16 protein-coding genes, 1 tRNA gene and 1 pseudogene are annotated in these 15,186 nt (G+C 63.7%); 10 read left to right on the top strand and 8 right to left on the bottom strand.

Annotated features, from left to right (window positions below):
• Positions 1-38: 38 nt before the first annotated feature.
• From ugpB to ACZIRK_RS11570, 3 genes are all read right to left on the bottom strand, one after another.
• Entirely contained in the window at positions 39-1,358 is a 1,320-nt protein-coding gene (gene ugpB, locus ACZIRK_RS11580) for a sn-glycerol-3-phosphate ABC transporter substrate-binding protein UgpB (RefSeq protein WP_130226711.1), read from the bottom strand.
• Positions 1,359-1,712: 354 nt separating this feature from the next.
• On the bottom strand, positions 1,713-2,918 hold the full coding sequence (locus ACZIRK_RS11575; RefSeq protein WP_130226710.1) for a CaiB/BaiF CoA transferase family protein: 1,206 nt from the start codon (positions 2,916-2,918) through the stop codon (positions 1,713-1,715).
• 153 nt (positions 2,919-3,071) lie between these two features.
• Positions 3,072-3,497 carry an organic hydroperoxide resistance protein gene (locus tag ACZIRK_RS11570; protein ID WP_028167314.1) on the bottom strand — a complete coding sequence of 142 codons (426 nt, stop codon included), beginning with the start codon at positions 3,495-3,497 and terminating at the stop codon, positions 3,072-3,074.
• Positions 3,498-3,653: 156 nt separating this feature from the next.
• Here ACZIRK_RS11570 and ACZIRK_RS11565 point away from each other — a divergent pair, with 156 nt between their 5' ends.
• Entirely contained in the window at positions 3,654-4,118 is a 465-nt protein-coding gene (locus tag ACZIRK_RS11565; RefSeq protein ID WP_130226709.1) for a MarR family winged helix-turn-helix transcriptional regulator, read from the top strand.
• A gap of 6 nt (positions 4,119-4,124) precedes the next feature.
• Here ACZIRK_RS11565 and ACZIRK_RS11560 read toward each other — a convergent pair whose 3' ends face one another.
• From ACZIRK_RS11560 to ACZIRK_RS11550, 3 genes are all read right to left on the bottom strand, one after another.
• Entirely contained in the window at positions 4,125-4,364 is a 240-nt protein-coding gene (locus tag ACZIRK_RS11560) for a GIY-YIG nuclease family protein (protein WP_130226708.1), read from the bottom strand.
• A 103-nt stretch (positions 4,365-4,467) separates the two neighbouring features.
• Positions 4,468-4,543: transfer RNA gene (locus ACZIRK_RS11555), tRNA-Ala, on the bottom strand.
• 64 nt (positions 4,544-4,607) lie between these two features.
• Positions 4,608-5,018, bottom strand: coding sequence for a TIGR02300 family protein (locus ACZIRK_RS11550; RefSeq protein ID WP_028167312.1), 411 nt, complete (start codon positions 5,016-5,018; stop codon positions 4,608-4,610).
• Between the two features lie 111 nt (positions 5,019-5,129).
• Between ACZIRK_RS11550 and aroA the strand changes: the two genes are divergently transcribed.
• Both aroA and cmk read left to right on the top strand, forming a co-directional pair.
• A complete protein-coding gene (gene aroA / locus ACZIRK_RS11545) occupies positions 5,130-6,524 on the top strand; it encodes a 3-phosphoshikimate 1-carboxyvinyltransferase (RefSeq protein WP_463327377.1) in 1,395 nt (464 codons plus the stop codon).
• Positions 6,521-7,159, top strand: a complete 639-nt coding sequence (gene cmk / locus ACZIRK_RS11540) for a (d)CMP kinase (RefSeq protein WP_130226706.1) — start codon at positions 6,521-6,523, stop codon at positions 7,157-7,159. Before aroA ends, cmk begins: the two co-directional genes overlap by 4 nt.
• On the opposite strand, the gene ACZIRK_RS11535 is transcribed toward cmk, so the two are convergent.
• Positions 7,156-7,305, bottom strand: coding sequence for a hypothetical protein (locus ACZIRK_RS11535; protein WP_165435277.1), 150 nt, complete (start codon positions 7,303-7,305; stop codon positions 7,156-7,158). The genes cmk and ACZIRK_RS11535 overlap by 4 nt on opposite strands.
• Positions 7,306-7,854: 549 nt before the next feature.
• Between ACZIRK_RS11535 and rpsA the strand changes: the two genes are divergently transcribed.
• The 6 genes and pseudogenes from rpsA to trpB all read left to right on the top strand — a co-directional run bounded on the left by rpsA (position 7,855) and on the right by trpB (position 13,834).
• Positions 7,855-9,564: a 30S ribosomal protein S1 gene (gene rpsA, locus ACZIRK_RS11530; protein ID WP_028167309.1), complete on the top strand. Its 1,710-nt coding sequence runs from the start codon at positions 7,855-7,857 to the stop codon at positions 9,562-9,564.
• A 219-nt stretch (positions 9,565-9,783) separates the two neighbouring features.
• On the top strand, positions 9,784-10,761 hold the full coding sequence (gene sppA / locus ACZIRK_RS11525; protein ID WP_130226705.1) for a signal peptide peptidase SppA: 978 nt from the start codon (positions 9,784-9,786) through the stop codon (positions 10,759-10,761).
• A 141-nt stretch (positions 10,762-10,902) separates the two neighbouring features.
• Positions 10,903-11,253: an integration host factor subunit beta gene (locus tag ACZIRK_RS11520; RefSeq protein ID WP_283813271.1), complete on the top strand. Its 351-nt coding sequence runs from the start codon at positions 10,903-10,905 to the stop codon at positions 11,251-11,253.
• Positions 11,254-11,334: 81 nt separating this feature from the next.
• A complete protein-coding gene (locus ACZIRK_RS11515; RefSeq protein WP_130226703.1) occupies positions 11,335-11,727 on the top strand; it encodes a LapA family protein in 393 nt (130 codons plus the stop codon).
• Positions 11,728-11,787: 60 nt separating this feature from the next.
• Positions 11,788-12,420 (top strand): annotated as a pseudogene (locus ACZIRK_RS11510) (phosphoribosylanthranilate isomerase); the annotation flags it as partial.
• Between the two features lie 196 nt (positions 12,421-12,616).
• A complete protein-coding gene (trpB, locus tag ACZIRK_RS11505; protein WP_028167305.1) occupies positions 12,617-13,834 on the top strand; it encodes a tryptophan synthase subunit beta in 1,218 nt (405 codons plus the stop codon).
• Positions 13,835-13,916: 82 nt separating this feature from the next.
• Here trpB and ACZIRK_RS11500 read toward each other — a convergent pair whose 3' ends face one another.
• Entirely contained in the window at positions 13,917-14,261 is a 345-nt protein-coding gene (locus ACZIRK_RS11500; RefSeq protein WP_130226701.1) for an endonuclease domain-containing protein, read from the bottom strand.
• Positions 14,262-14,333: 72 nt separating this feature from the next.
• Here ACZIRK_RS11500 and trpA point away from each other — a divergent pair, with 72 nt between their 5' ends.
• Positions 14,334-15,170, top strand: coding sequence for a tryptophan synthase subunit alpha (gene trpA, locus ACZIRK_RS11495; RefSeq protein WP_130226700.1), 837 nt, complete (start codon positions 14,334-14,336; stop codon positions 15,168-15,170).
• The last annotated feature ends 16 nt before the right edge of the window (positions 15,171-15,186 follow it).

Below are 15,186 nucleotides of genomic sequence, written 5' to 3'. Positions count from 1 at the left end.
AAGGCCGGGACGACGATATCAGAATGAAGCGAGAGATCTCAGCGTACAGCGGTTTTTTCAAACTGCCGGAGCATCTGGTTGCCGCGCTCGACGGCGGCATCGAGCGCCTGCTTGGCCGTCTTCTTGCCGGCCAGCGCCTGCTCGATCTCTTCGGCCCAGAGGTCACGAAGCTGGACCATGTTGCCAAGGCGCAGGCCGCGCGAGTTCTCGGTCGGCTCCTTGTTGGTGAGCTCCTTCAGCGGGGTCTCCAGATAAGGCTGATCCTTGTAGAAGCCCTCTGCCTTCGCTTTCTCGTAGGCGGCCTTGGTGATCGGCAGATAGCCGGAGGCCTTGTGGATCTCGACCTGGCGGTCGGTATCGGAGAGGAAGGCAAGGAACTTGGCGACGCCCTTGTATTCCGCAGGCGTCTTGCCGCCCATCACCCACAGCGAGGCCCCGCCAATGATCGAATTTTGCGGCGCGCCCTTGGCGTCGGGATAGTAGGGCATCGGTGCGTTGGTCCAGTTGAACTTGGCCTGCGACTTCACATTGCCGAAGAAGGCCGACGAGGTCAGGAAGATCGGGCACTCGCCCGACGTGAAGCGGCCCTCGCCGGCGTTGGTGCGGCCGGAATAGTCGTAGGTCTTGTCCTTCTGCAGCTCGACCAGATTTTCGAGATGCTTGACCTGCAGCGGTCCGTTGAACTGCAGCACGGTGTCAAAGCCGTCGAGCCCGTTGGCCTTGCTGGCCAGCGGCACGTTGTGCCAGGCCGAGAGCTGCTCGAGATTGACCCAGGTCGCCCAGGCGTTGGAGAAGCCGCAATTGCTGTAGCCGGCGGCCTTCAATTTTTTTGCGGCGGCGAACACGTCCGGCCAGGTCTTCGGAATCTCGGCGATATCAGCCTTCTTCAGGGCGTCGAGATTGACCCACATCACCGTCGAGGACGAGTTGAAGGGGAAGGACAGCATCTCGCCTTTCGAGGTCGAGTAGTAGCCGGTGATCGCAGGCAGGTAGCTGCTCGTATCGAATTTCTCGCCGGCCTCCTGCATCAGCTTATAGACCGGCTTGATCGCGCCGGTGGCCGCCATCATGGTGGCGGTGCCGACCTCGAAGACCTGCATGATGTGGGGCGCGTTGCCGGCGCGGAACGCGGCAATGCCGGCATTCATTGTATCAGCATAGCCGCCCTTGTAGGTCGGAACGACCTTGTACTCGCTTTGCGATGCATTGAAGTCATTGGCGAGCTTGACCACGACGTCGTTGTTGCCGCCGGTCATGGCGTGCCACCACTGGATCTCGGTCACCGCAAATGCCGGCGAAGCGCCGAATGCCAGTGCGACCGCGATTGCCGCTGCAGCGCCGAACTGTCGAAAAGCCATCAAAACCCCTCCCATTGAGCCGCCATCTCCGCCGGTTGCGCTAACAGCGCGGAATGACGTGCAAATGACCTATAAGCGAAGATCAGGGTACCGGGGAAGCCGGCGAAAGGTAGAAACCACTAACAGCGCCGATGACGGCGCCCCGAACGTCGGGGGCCGGCGCTGGCTTTAGCCGTCATTCCTGGGCACGCCAACGGGTCCGCGCAAGGCGCGGCCCGATGACAGGCTCTGCGTGAGCTATGATGTGCAATTGCACATCAGAGAATCCATTCATCCACATCGTTTGTGGCCCGATGGATTCCGGGGCTGCGCCTTCGGCGCATCCCGGAATGACGAGCACGTAGCCTGGACAGATCAGCGCTTCCGCTCGGGCCCGCAGACCACGCCCTTGGCGATGAGCTCCTCGACTTCTGCCTGCGAATAGCCGAACTCGCCGAGCACCTCGGCGGCGTGCTGGCTGAACTTCGGCGGAGTGCGGCGCAGGCTGGGCTTGGTGCGTTCCAGCCGGACGGGCGAGGCGACGCCCTTGTACCAATCCTTCTCGATGATATCGCCGCGATAGATCGTGTGCGGGTTGGTCAGCGCCTGGTCGATCTTCTGCACCGGGCCCGCCGGCAGGCCGGCCGCGAGCAGGCGGTTGCACAGCGGCTCGGCCTCATACTGGCTGAACACCGCGGCAAGCTCGGCACGCAACGCGTCGCGGTTGGCGATGCGATCCTTATTGCGGGCAAAGCGCGGATCAGTGCCGAGCTCGGGCTTGCCGATCTCCTTGGCCAGTTTGCGGAAGGTGCCGTCATTGCCGACGCCGATGAAGATGTTGTCGGTCTTGGTCGGGAAGATCGCGTAAGGAACGAGATTGGGATGCTCGTTGCCGGTGAGGCCAGGCGGCTTGCCGTGCATGAAATAGTTGGCCGTGTGCGGATGCATGATCGCAAGGCCGGTTTCATACAGCGTGGTCTCGAGGAACTGGCCGAGGCCGGAGCGCTGCCGCTCCGACAGCGCCATCAGGATGCCGATCGCCGCATAGAGCCCGGTGGTGATGTCGACCAGCGGCACGCCGATCCGCATCGGGCCGCTTTCCGGCGAGCCGGTGGCGGCGATCATGCCGGTCATGGCCTGGATGATCGCATCATAGCCGGGATTGCCGCCGCGCGGGCCGTCGGCGCCGAAGCCGGAAATCCGGCAATGCACCAGGCGTGGGAATTTCGCGCGTAGCACGTCGTTGCCGATGCCCCATTTGTCGAGCGTGCCCGGCTTGAAATTCTCGATCAGGACGTCGGCGCCTTCGAGCAGCTTCATCAGCACGGCACGGCCGCCTTCGGAGGCAAGGTCGAGCCCGATGGAGCGCTTGTTGCGGTTGATGCCGACGAAATAGGCCGCATCCTCCTCATGAAAGGGAGGGCCCCAGTCGCGCACTTCGTCGCCGGCGGGCGGCTCGACCTTGATCACGTCGGCGCCGTGGTCGGCGAGAATCTGGGTGCAATAGGGACCGCCGAGCACGCGCGTCAGATCGATCACGCGCAGGCCGGCCATCGCGCCTGCGACCGCTTCTGAACTCATGGGAAACCTCAAGTCAAACAGATGGAGGGCTCGCCAGAGCTAGCGGTCTTCGAACGCGGCGGCAATGCCCTATCGCGCGTGGGGGCATGCCGTCACCGATCGCAACGCGAATAGCCCGCCGCGAAAAATCAGCGGGCTATTCCGCCATACGGATTACACCACGTTCAGGCGTACATCGACATTGCCGCGCGTGGCGTTGGAATAGGGGCACACCTGGTGGGCCTTCTCCACCAGCGCCTCTGCATCCGCGCGCGGGAGCCCGGGCAGGGAGATGTCGAGCGCGATATCGAGGCCGAAGCCGCCTTCGGAGCGCGGTCCGATACCGACCGTCGAGGTCACCGAAGCGTCGGCGGGCACCTTCGGGCCGCCCTGCGAGGCCACGAACTTCATCGCGCCGATGAAGCAGGCGGCGTAGCCGGCCGCAAAGAGCTGCTCGGGATTGTTGCCGGCGCCGCCGCCACCGCCGAGCTCCTTCGGGGTGGTGAGCTTGACGTCGAGCGCGCCATCGAGCGTTGCGGCATGGCCGTCGCGGCCGCCGGTGGCCTTTGCGCTGGTCTTGTAGAGCACGTTCACGGACATGGGGTGTCTCCCTCATCAATGGTTTCGACGCCACTTATATTGCAGACAATTAGATTGCGCACAATATAAAACGCATGGCCTCACATTTAATTGTTCGCAATTGAATGTGCGGCCGCACCGGCCCACAATGAACCTAGATTCTGACGAGGCTGAGAAATGGCACGGAAACAATTGGCGGTCGCGGACCAGCCGCTACGGCTCGACAATCAAATCTGCTTTGCGATCTATTCGGCCGCGCACGCGTTCAACCGCGTCTACAAGCCGCTATTGGACCGGCTCGGCCTGACCTATCCGCAATACCTGGTGATGCTGGTGCTATGGGAGAAGGACGGTGTTCCGGTCAAGGATATCGGCGAGCGGCTGTTCCTGGATTCCGGCACGCTGACGCCGCTGCTCAAGCGGCTGGAAGCGGCGCAGTTCATCAAGCGCACACGTAGCAAGGAGGACGAGCGGCAGGTGCTGATCGCGCTGACGCCGCAGGGGCAGGCGCTGAAGGAAAAGGCGAGAGCAGTGCCGCAGCAGGTCCTGGTTGCTTCGGCCTGCTCGATCCCCGAACTCTCGGCGATGAAGAACGAGATCGTCGCGCTGCGAGACAGGCTGAATGCGGCGGTGGGGGAGTGAGGGGGATCAGAGGCGCTTCTTGGCGAAGGCTCGGCCGGAGTGGGACTTGAGATATTTCTCGAAGGCGAGCGCTTTGTACTTATCGGGGAAGGCGCAGTACCAGATCAGTTGCCATGGCTTGAACTTGGCGGTGTGCGCGGACCTGCCGGCATTGTGTTCCGGAAAGCGCCGTTTCAAATCCGCAGTGGCGCCGATGTATTCCTGGTCCGGGAAATTGATGCTGCGGATGATGTAGACGTACCACATCAGGAATGTCTGGTAGGAGGTCTACGAGCGGCGTCCTGGGCAGCCCGTCTTCGCCCTTCGGGCTTCGCGCGGCTGCGCCACGCGTAGCCCGAAGGGCGAAGCGTGGTGGAGCCAGGCGGGATCGAACCGCCGACCTCTTGCATGCCATGCAAGCGCTCTCCCAGCTGAGCTATGGCCCCTTAAGGGATCGCGAGCCGCATCCGACTCGCGCGGAGAGACCCAGAACACAGTTCTGGATCGATCTCAAGTCTCTTCATCGCCTCCGACGTCGCCAATGATGTCCGTGACGTCCTCATCGCCTTCTTCTTCGTCGGCAATGAAGGTGGAATCATCATCGTCATCGTCTTCGAGGGTCTCGTCGATCTCGATGTCGTCCTCGGATTCGGGAACGACGGCCTTGACCTTGCCGGTGTTCTCCTCGGCGTCGGCCTCCTCGAGCGAGACCAATTCTTCGGCCTCCGCGGGCTCCGGCATATCCGCAGCGGTGGTGGCCGCAGCGGCGCTGGCGCCACGGGTTGTGCGCGGCGGCGCCACGGGGGCGATCGGCACGACTTCGCCGGTGTAAGGCGAGATAACCGGGTTCTTGTTCAGATCATAGAACTTCTTGCCCGTGGTCGGGCAAATGCGTTTGGTTCCGAGGTCGGACTTGGCCACGTGGTGATCCCAGGAATTTTCTGAAAAGCGGTGCTTCACTTGGCTAGTTGAGGGGCCGCTGTCAATAGCGGTTTGCGGGCATTTGTCACCGGGTGACGCCGGGGGTTCGATATGTTACCTGCCGCGCCGCGAGAGGACGTTATCTTGGCCCATTCCGACCACCAGAACCCCGAAAGAACCCCCTCCAAGACCCCCCTGGAGGCCCGCGCGAGCGGTCCCCTGAGCGGCAAGGCCCGCGTCCCCGGCGACAAGTCGATCTCCCACCGGGCCCTGATCCTGGGCGCGCTGGCGGTCGGCCAAAGCCGGATTTCCGGGCTGCTTGAGGGCGAGGACGTGCTCAATACCGCCAAATCGATGCGGGCGCTCGGAGCCGAGGTCGAGCGTACCGGCCCGTTTGCCTGGTCAGTCCGGGGCGTCGGTGTCGGGGGCTTCGCGGAGCCTGCCGGGCCGCTCGATTTCGGCAATTCCGGCACCGGCTGCCGGCTGGTGATGGGAGCGGTTGCCGGCTGTCCGATCACGGCGATCTTCGACGGCGATGCCTCGCTCCGCTCGCGGCCGATGCGGCGGATCCTCGATCCCTTGGAACTGATGGGCGCGAGGGCGGGGGACATGAGAGAGGGCGGCCGGCTGCCATTAACGCTGCATGGCGCCCGCAACCCGGTGCCGATCGTCTACAAGACCCCTGTCGCCTCGGCCCAGATCAAGTCCGCGGTGCTGCTGGCGGGGCTGGCAGCGCCCGGTGTCACCACGGTGATCGAGCAGGAGGCCAGCCGCGATCACACCGAGCTGATGCTGAAGCATTTTGGCGCCGTGCTCACCTCGAGCAAGGAAGGTAGCCACGGCCGCCGGATCGCGCTGACCGGCCAGGGCGAACTGCACGGCGCCGAGGTCGTCGTTCCCGCCGATCCCTCCTCGGCCTCGTTCCCGGTCGTGGCGGCGCTGGTCGTTGGCGGCTCCGATATCGTGCTGCCCGACGTCATGACCAATCCGCTGCGCACCGGACTGTTCACCACGCTGCGCGAGATGGGCGCCTCGATCGAGGAGGACGAGTTGCGCATGGACGGCGGCGAGCCGATGGCGCGCCTGCGCGTACGTGCTTCCAAATTGCGCGGGGTCGAGGTGCCGCCGGAACGCGCGCCGTCGATGATCGACGAATATCTGGTGCTCGCGGTGGCGGCCGCTTACGCCGAGGGCACCACCATCATGCGCGGCCTGCAGGAATTGCGCGTCAAGGAATCCGATCGCCTCGAAGCCACCGCCGACATGCTGCGTGTCAACGGCGTCAAGGTCGAGATTTCCGGCGACGATTTGATCGTCGAGGGCAAGGGCCATGTGCCCGGCGGCGGCGTGGTCGCCACCCACATGGATCATCGCATCGCGATGTCGGCGCTGGTGATGGGGCTCGCCGCCGACCGGCCGGTGACGATCGACGACACCGCCTTCATCGCCACCAGTTTCCCGGATTTCATTCCGATGATGCGCTCGCTCGGCGCGGAGTTTTCATGATCATCGCTATCGACGGGCCGGCCGCATCCGGCAAGGGTACGCTGGGAAAGAGGCTCGCCGCCCACTATGGCTACCGCCATCTCGACACCGGGGTGATTTATCGCGCAGTGGCGAAGGCGCTGCTTGATGCCGGTGCCGATCTCACCGATGAGCCGCGGGCGATCAAGGCGGCGATGGAACTCGACCCCGAGAAATTCGGCCATCCCGAGCTGAAGACGCAGCGGATCGGCGATGCGGCTTCCGTGGTCTCGGCGATCCCGAAAGTGCGCGAGGCGCTGGTCAATTTCCAGCGCCAGTTCGCCGCCGATCCGCCCGGCGCGGTGCTTGACGGGCGCGACATCGGGACCGTGATCTGCCCGCATGCCGATGTGAAGATCTTTGTCGTCGCCGATCCGCGTGTGCGGGCGCGGCGGCGGACGCTGGAGGCCCGCGCGCGCGGCGAGGACGCTGACGAGGCCGCGGTGCTGGCCGATATTCTCAAGCGCGACGAGCGCGACAAGAACCGCCCGGTGGCCCCACTGAAGGCGGCGCCAGATGCGCATACGCTGGATAATTCCGATCTCGATATCGAGGCCGGCGTGCGCGCCGCGATCGACATTGTCGAAGCGGTGCGCGCGGCGCGTGGACTGGTCTAGCGCGTCGAGGATTCCTGGTCAGCCAGGCCGGAGGAAGACTGTGCAGCCGAAAAGGTCCGCATCGACGCCGCCGCGCCAGGCATCGCGGCGATGGCATGGCCGAGTGCGAACGCGGCAACGACGGCCAGGGCGATCACGCTTTTCATGGTCGTTCCCCTGTCTCTTGGGTGGGCCGGCACTATGCGCGGGCTCACTTAAGCCCGGGTTCCGCCACAAGCCCTGCCAGATGCCTTTCGCGCAACACAGTCAATTATTGTTCAAATGCAGTCCGGCATTGTTAAGGCTTGTGTCAGCATTAAAGCCCCGCAAATCGGGCATTTCCGGCTTGCCGAAAATAGCGGTGGATATTATATCAGCAGGGTCCGTGCCGCCATCGACTATGTCGGGGCCGCCCGAGCGGGCCGGCAGCGGGGTATGAGTCCCGGCCGATATTGGAGGAGCGCCCGCTCCATCGGTTCCTGATGTCGATCCTTCGTTTCCGGGCTCGGACATCTACGTCACGCGTATTCTTTCGCAAAACCGGTTTCCACTTTTGCGGAATGCGCGCCATCAACGTATCGAACATGTGGCTTGCTGCCGGCCCGCTTTTGCGCACTCGCGCAAGGAGCGGTCGTCAGGATTTGCGGACCTGACACCACATGCGCGGTGCGCCCTTAACCCGAACGGCCGGCAAGACACCCGCATCTGGAGAACATATGGCTTCGAATACTGCTGCTTCCTATAGTCCTACCCGCGACGATTTCGCCGCGATGCTCGATGAATCCTTTGCCGGCGGCAATCTGCAGGAGAGCTCGGTCGTCAAGGGCAAGGTGGTTGCCATCGAAAAGGACATGGCCGTCATCGATGTCGGCCTGAAGACCGAAGGCCGCGTGGCGCTGCGCGAATTCGCCGGCCCCGGCCGCGAAAGCGATCTCAAGGTCGGCGACGAGGTCGAGGTGTTCCTCGACCGCATCGAGAATGCGCTGGGCGAAGCGGTGCTGTCCCGCGACAAGGCGCGGCGTGAGGAGAGCTGGGGCAAGCTCGAGAAGGCGTTCCAGAACAACGAGAAGGTCACCGGCGTCATCTTCAACCAGGTCAAGGGCGGCTTCACGGTCGATCTCGACGGTGCGGTGGCCTTCCTGCCGCGCTCGCAGGTCGATATCCGTCCGATCCGCGACGTCGCGCCGTTGATGAACAATTCGCAGCCGTTCCAGATCCTCAAGATGGATCGCCGCCGCGGCAACATCGTGGTGTCCCGCCGCACCGTGCTGGAAGAGACCCGCGCCGAGCAGCGCCAGGAGCTGGTGCAGAACCTCGAAGAGGGTCAGGTGATTGACGGCGTGGTCAAGAACATCACCGATTACGGTGCGTTCGTGGACCTCGGCGGCATCGACGGCCTGCTGCACGTCACCGATATCGCATGGCGCCGCGTCAATCACCCGACCGAGGTGCTCTCAATCGGCCAGACCGTGAAGGTCAAGATCATCAAGATCAACCACGAGACGCACCGCATCTCGCTGGGCATGAAGCAGCTCCTGGACGATCCGTGGCAGGGCATCGAGGCGAAGTATCCGCTTGGTGCCCGCTTCACCGGCCGCGTCACCAACATCACCGACTACGGTGCGTTCGTCGAGCTCGAGCCTGGTATCGAAGGCCTGATCCACGTCTCCGAGATGTCGTGGACCAAGAAGAACATGCATCCCGGCAAGATCGTCTCCACCTCGCAGGAAGTCGAGGTGCAGGTGCTCGAAGTCGATTCGGTCAAGCGCCGCATCTCGCTCGGCCTCAAGCAGACCATGCGCAACCCCTGGGAAGTCTTCGTCGAGAAGCATCCGGTCGGTTCGGTGGTCGAGGGCGAGGTCAAGAACAAGACCGAGTTCGGCCTGTTCCTGGGTCTCGAAGGCGATGTCGACGGCATGGTGCACCTGTCCGATCTCGACTGGAAGCTTCCGGGCGAGCAGGTGATCGACAACTTCAAGAAGGGCGACCTGGTGAAGGCTGTCGTGCTCGACGTCGATGTCGAGAAGGAGCGCATCTCGCTAGGCGTCAAGCAGCTCGAGGGCGATCCCTTCGCCGAGCCGGGCGACGTTAAGAAGGGCGCGGTCGTGACCTGCGAAGTGCTCGAAGTGAAGGAGAGCGGCGTCGAGGTGAAGATCTCCGGCACCGACTTCACCACCTTCATCAAGCGCTCGGAACTCGCCCGCGACCGCAACGATCAGCGCGCCGAACGTTTCGCCGTCGGCGAGAAGGTCGATGCGCGGGTGATCCAGTTCGACAAGAAGGCCCGCAAGGTGCAGGTCTCGATCAAGGCGCTGGAAGTGGCCGAAGAGAAGGAAGCCATCGCGCAGTACGGGTCCTCGGATTCGGGCGCGACGCTCGGCGACATTCTCGGCACTGCACTCAAGAATCGTGCCAACGAGAAGTGAGCACTTGCTTTCTTCGTCGCATCATCAAGCCCCGGCTTCGGCCGGGGCTTTTTTGTTCAGGGGCTACGGCCGCGTATCTCGGCGTATTCCATCCGTGCTACGCTTGTAACTCTATGCCAGCCTTGTTTTCTTCATATTGCACCGCAATTGATGTATTTTGATAACCTCTCCGTCATCCTGTGATTGCAAGAACGCGTTGAGCTCTTTTGGAGATTTTCGATGTCGCTTGATTCAGACGTGATCGTCGATCGTCGTCGGATTCGCCGCAAGCTGACCTTCTGGCGCGTCGCGGCCGCGGTGGTTGCGATCGCGGCCCTTGTCGGCGTCGGCGTGATCGTCGCGGGTGGGCGCGGCTCGCTGACGGCGGCGGGATCGATCGCGCGCATCAATATCGAGGGCCTGATCCGCAGCGACCAGGATCGTGTCGAGGCGCTGGAGCGGCTCGAGAAGTCGCAAGCTGCGGCCGTCATCGTCCATATCAATTCGCCCGGCGGCACCACCGCCGGTTCCGAGCAGCTTTACGACGCGCTGACGCGGCTGAAGGCGAAGAAGCCGTTGGTCGTCGTGGTCGAGGGATTGGCGGCGTCCGGCGGTTACATTACCGCGATTGCCGCGGACCACATCGTCGCGCAGCAGAGCTCGCTGGTCGGCTCGATCGGCGTGTTGTTCCAGTTCCCGAATGTCAGCGAACTCCTGAAAACCGTGGGCGTGAAGGTCGAGGAGATAAAGTCCTCGCCGCTGAAAGCCGCGCCCAACGGCTTCGAGCCAACCAGCCCGGAAGCGCGCGCCGCGATCGATGCGCTGGTGAAGGATTCCTATGCCTGGTTCCGCGGCCTCGTGAAGGAGCGACGCGGCATGGATGATGCCCTGCTTGAAAAGGTTGCGGACGGGCGTGTCTTCACCGGCCGGCAGGCGGTGGAATTGAAGCTCATCGATCAGCTCGGCGATGAGAGGGCTGCGGTCGCCTGGCTGGTTCAGGAGAAGAAGATCAAGAGCGAATTGCCGGTCCGCGACTACAAGCTCAATCCGCGCTTCGGTGATCTGACATTCCTGCGCACGGCCGCTTCGGTCACGCTTGATGCATTTGGTTTGAGCGCGATTGCGCGCCGCATTGAGCAGGCCGGCCTGGTCCAGGCAGTCGATCGGTTCGGCATGGATGGCTTGCTGGCGCTTTGGCAGCCGTCGGGGAGCAATTGAGATGCGCACAATCGGTCTCCGGCCGCACTCCCGTATTGCGGGAATCGCGAAAAGCCGGTCCCGGGCCATTTGTCACGGCTCTTCATCGGCGCCAAAAGTGATTTAGCGTCTTGACAGTTCAAGGCATTTTCACGGAAATGGATATCCGCAAGGTCCCGGGCCACACTCTCGATGATCAAATCCGAACTTGTTCAGCGTATCGCCGAGCACAACCCGCATCTCTACCAGCGGGATGTCGAGAACATCGTCAATGCGATCCTCGATGAGATCGTGGCTGCGCTGGCGCGCGGCGATCGGGTTGAGCTGCGTGGATTCGGCGCATTCTCCGTGAAGCATCGTCCGGCGCGGGCCGGCCGCAATCCGCGAACGGGCGCGCATGTGCCGGTCGATCAGAAGAGCGTTCCGTTCTTCAAGACCGGCAAGGAAATGCGCGAGCGCCTGAACCGCGACAGCGATGCCAGCGGCGGCAACTCGCCGGAATCGAGCGCCTGATCTCGCGGAGTTCGCTGGCGCATCCGCGTCTCCGGTTGCTATAGATCGGCACGCGATTGTCGGCCGATGCGAGGGATGGTGATGCGAAAGTTCTTCACGACGCTGCTCGTCATCCTGCTTGGCCTGTTCTTCATCATCTTCGCTGTTGCGAACCGTCACCTGGTGACGGTTTCATTCGATCCGTTCAATTCGACCACTCCGACGGTGGCGATAACGCTGCCGTTGTTCCTCGTGCTCATTATCGTGGCGATCCTGGGCGTGCTCGCGGGCGGGGTGGCGACCTGGTTCCAGCAGCATCGCTGGCGCCGCGCGGCGCGACAGCATGAGGCTGACGCCCGGCAGGCCCGGGCGGAGCTGGCCGATCTGCGGGCGACCTTGGCCGCAGCTCAAGCCGAACGGCGTCGCCTCACAGCCCCATCAAATGGCGGTTCAGCGGGGGTCGTCGGGCGAGACAAGCAGGGCGCGACGTTGTAGAACCCGCCCCGTCCGTGCCGGAGCTGCAAGTTTCGGCCGTTGCAGCGCTCCTGAGAGACCATGTCCCTGCTCGTCAAAATCTGCGGCCTGTCCACGCGCGAGACGCTCGACGTCGCGCTCGATGCCGGTGCCGACATGGTTGGCTTCGTGTTCTTTCCGCCCTCGCCGCGGCATCTCTCGCTCGAGACCGCGCGGGAGCTCGGCCGGCAGGCGAAAGGCCGTGCCGTGAAGGTGGCGCTCACCGTCGATGCGGATGACGCCACCCTCGAAAACATCGTCGAGACGCTGCAGCCCGACATCCTGCAACTGCACGGCAAGGAGACGGTGGCGCGCGTGCGCGACATCAAGCAGAGGTTCGGCCTGCAAGTGATGAAGGTGCTCGCCGTCGAAACGGCGGCCGATCTCGCGCCGCTCGCAGGCTATGCCGCCGTCGCCGACCGCATCCTGTTCGACGCGCGGGCCCCGAAGGGCGCGACCCGGCCGGGCGGGCTCGGGGCGGTGTTCGATTGGCACGTGCTGGAACAGCTCGAGCTTGCATTGCCCTTCATGGTCTCAGGCGGGCTCAATGCCGACAATGTCGCTGAGGCCGTCCGTGTCACCCGTGCCGGCGGCGTCGATATTTCGTCCGGCGTCGAACGGTCGCCCGGCATCAAGGATCCCGAGCTGATCCGCGCTTTCATCCGCGCCGCGCGTGGCGTCCCTTCACCTCTCCCCGTTCACGGGGAGAGGTCGGATCGCGTTAGCGATCCGGGTGAGGGGGAGTCTCCGCGATCACAACTGCTAGCGAATTTGCGGCGAGAGCCCCTCACCCCGACCCTCTCCCCGCAAGAGCGGGGCGAGGGAGTAGAGACAGCGCGCCCGCGCGCGCCACAGAAGAATTGATGGTTCGATGAGCCCAGCACTACCCAACTCTTTCCGCAGCGGTCCCGACGAGCGCGGGCATTTCGGCATTTTCGGCGGACGTTTCGTCGCGGAAACGCTGATGCCGCTGATCCTCGACCTCGAAAAAGCCTATGCCGAGGCCAAGGCCGATCCTGCCTTCCAGAAGGAGATGGACGGCCATCTGAAGCACTATGTCGGGCGGCCGTCGCCGCTCTATTTCGCCGAGCGGCTGACCGAGCATCTCGGCGGCGCAAAAATCTATTTCAAGCGCGAGGAGCTCAACCACACCGGCTCGCACAAGGTCAACAATGTGCTTGGCCAGATCATGCTGGCGCGCCGCATGGGCAAGAAGCGTATCATCGCCGAGACGGGCGCCGGCCAGCACGGCGTCGCCACCGCGACGCTGTGCGCGCGGTTCGGGCTCGAATGCGTGGTCTATATGGGCGCGGTCGATGTCGCGCGGCAGCAGCCCAACGTGATCCGCATGGAGATGCTGGGCGCCAAGGTGGTCCCGGTGCAGTCGGGCGCGCGCACCCTGAAGGATGCGATGAACGATGCGCTGCGCGATTGGGTCACCAATGTGCACGACACATTCTACTGCATCGGCACGGTGGCTGGCCCGCATCCCTATCCGATGATGGTGCGCGACTTCCAGTCGATCATCGGCATCGAAACGCGCCAGCAATTGCAGGAGGTCGAGGGCCGCCTGCCGGATTCGCTCGTCGCCTGCATCGGCGGCGGCTCCAATGCGATGGGGCTGTTCCATCCCTTCCTCGACGATCCCTCGGTCGAGATCTTCGGCGTCGAAGCCGCCGGTCACGGACTGACGCAATTGCATGCGGCGTCGATCGCGGGTGGCCGGCCCGGCGTGCTGCATGGCAACCGCACCTATCTGTTGATGGACGAAGACGGCCAGATCCAGGAGGCACATTCGATCTCGGCCGGCTTGGACTATCCCGGCATCGGCCCCGAGCACGCCTGGCTACACGAGACCGGCCGCGTCAACTATCTCTCGGCGACCGATGAGGAAGCGCTGGAAGCCTTCCAGTTGCTGTCGCGGCTCGAAGGCATCATCCCGGCGCTCGAGCCCGCACATGCCATCGCCAAGGTGATGGAGCTCGCACCGAAGCGGCCCAGGGATCACCTGATGGTGGTCAACCTCTCCGGCCGCGGCGACAAGGACGTGCCGCAAGTCGGCGACATCTTGAAGGGCCGAAACAAGTGACCTCTCGCCGCCGCTCCCTTTCTGACCTCTCCCCGCAGGGGAGAGGTCGGCTGCGCAGCAGCCGGGTGAGGGGTCTCTCCGCTCACTCGAACCGAAGTGAGGTTTCGATCATCTCAAGCACCCCGTCGAGATTCTCATATACGTCCGTATTCGAGACGCGCACGACGAGGAAGCCGCAGGCTTCGAGAACCTTTGTTCGCGCCTCGTCGTACTTGATCTCTGAGTCCCTGGAATGGGTCGCTCCGTCGACCTCGACGATCAATTTCCCATCGAGCGTGACGAAATCGACGATGTACCGATCGATTGGATGCTGGCGGCGGAATTTCCATCGCGCCAGCTTCCTGTTGCGCAATGCCTGCCAAAGTTTGGCCTCGGCGCTGGTCTGCGACGCGCGGAGGCTTCGTGCTCTTGCCTTGAACCTCTCCATCCCCCTCACCCGGCTGCTGCGCAGCCGACCTCTCCCCGGAGGGGAGAGGTATAGCACAGCGAATGCCGCGCCATGACCACCCGTATCGATGCACGTTTTGCCGAGCTTGCGAAGCAGGGCCGCTCCGCTTTTGTCACCTTCGTGATGGCCGGCGATCCCGACCCTGCGACATCGCTCGACATCCTCAAGGCTCTGCCGAATGCCGGTGCTGATATCATCGAGATCGGCATGCCCTTCACCGATCCGATGGCGGATGGGCCGTCGATCCAGGCAGCGGGGCTGCGCGCGCTCAAGGGCGGCATGACGCTGAAGAAGACGCTCGAAATGGTGCGCAGCTTCCGCAAGGATGATAACGCCACGCCGCTGGTGCTGATGGGCTATTACAACCCGATCTACATCTACGGCGTCGACAAGTTCCTCGCCGATGCCAAGGCCGCGGGCGTTGATGGCCTGATCATCGTCGACCTGCCGCCGGAGGAGGACACCGAGCTGTGCCTGCCGGCGATGAACGCCGGGCTCAATTTCATCCGCCTGGCGACGCCGACCACCGACGACAAGCGCCTGCCGGCGGTGCTCGCGAACACCTCGGGCTTTGTCTATTATGTCTCGATCACCGGCATCACCGGTGCCGCGGCGGCGGACGCTACGGCGGTCGGCGAAGCGGTGGCGCGCATCAAGCGGCATACCAAGTTGCCGGTCTGCGTCGGTTTCGGCATCCGCACCCCGGAAGCCGCGCGGGCCATTGCCGAAAGCGCCAATGGTGCGGTGGTCGGCACCGCGCTGGTCGATGCCTTGCGCGGCAGCCTCGACGCGGAGGGGCGGGCTACCGCCAAGACTGTGACCGCCGTGGCCGACCTTGCCGCCGCGCTGTCACAGGGCGTACGGGGCGCCAAACAAGCGGCCGAATAGGCTGCAATCGTCGTTG

This window comes from Bradyrhizobium sp. Leo114 (genome assembly GCF_055229415.2).
The sequence above is the reverse complement of the archived record's forward strand: the minus strand, read 5'-3'. Positions and strand labels throughout refer to the sequence as shown.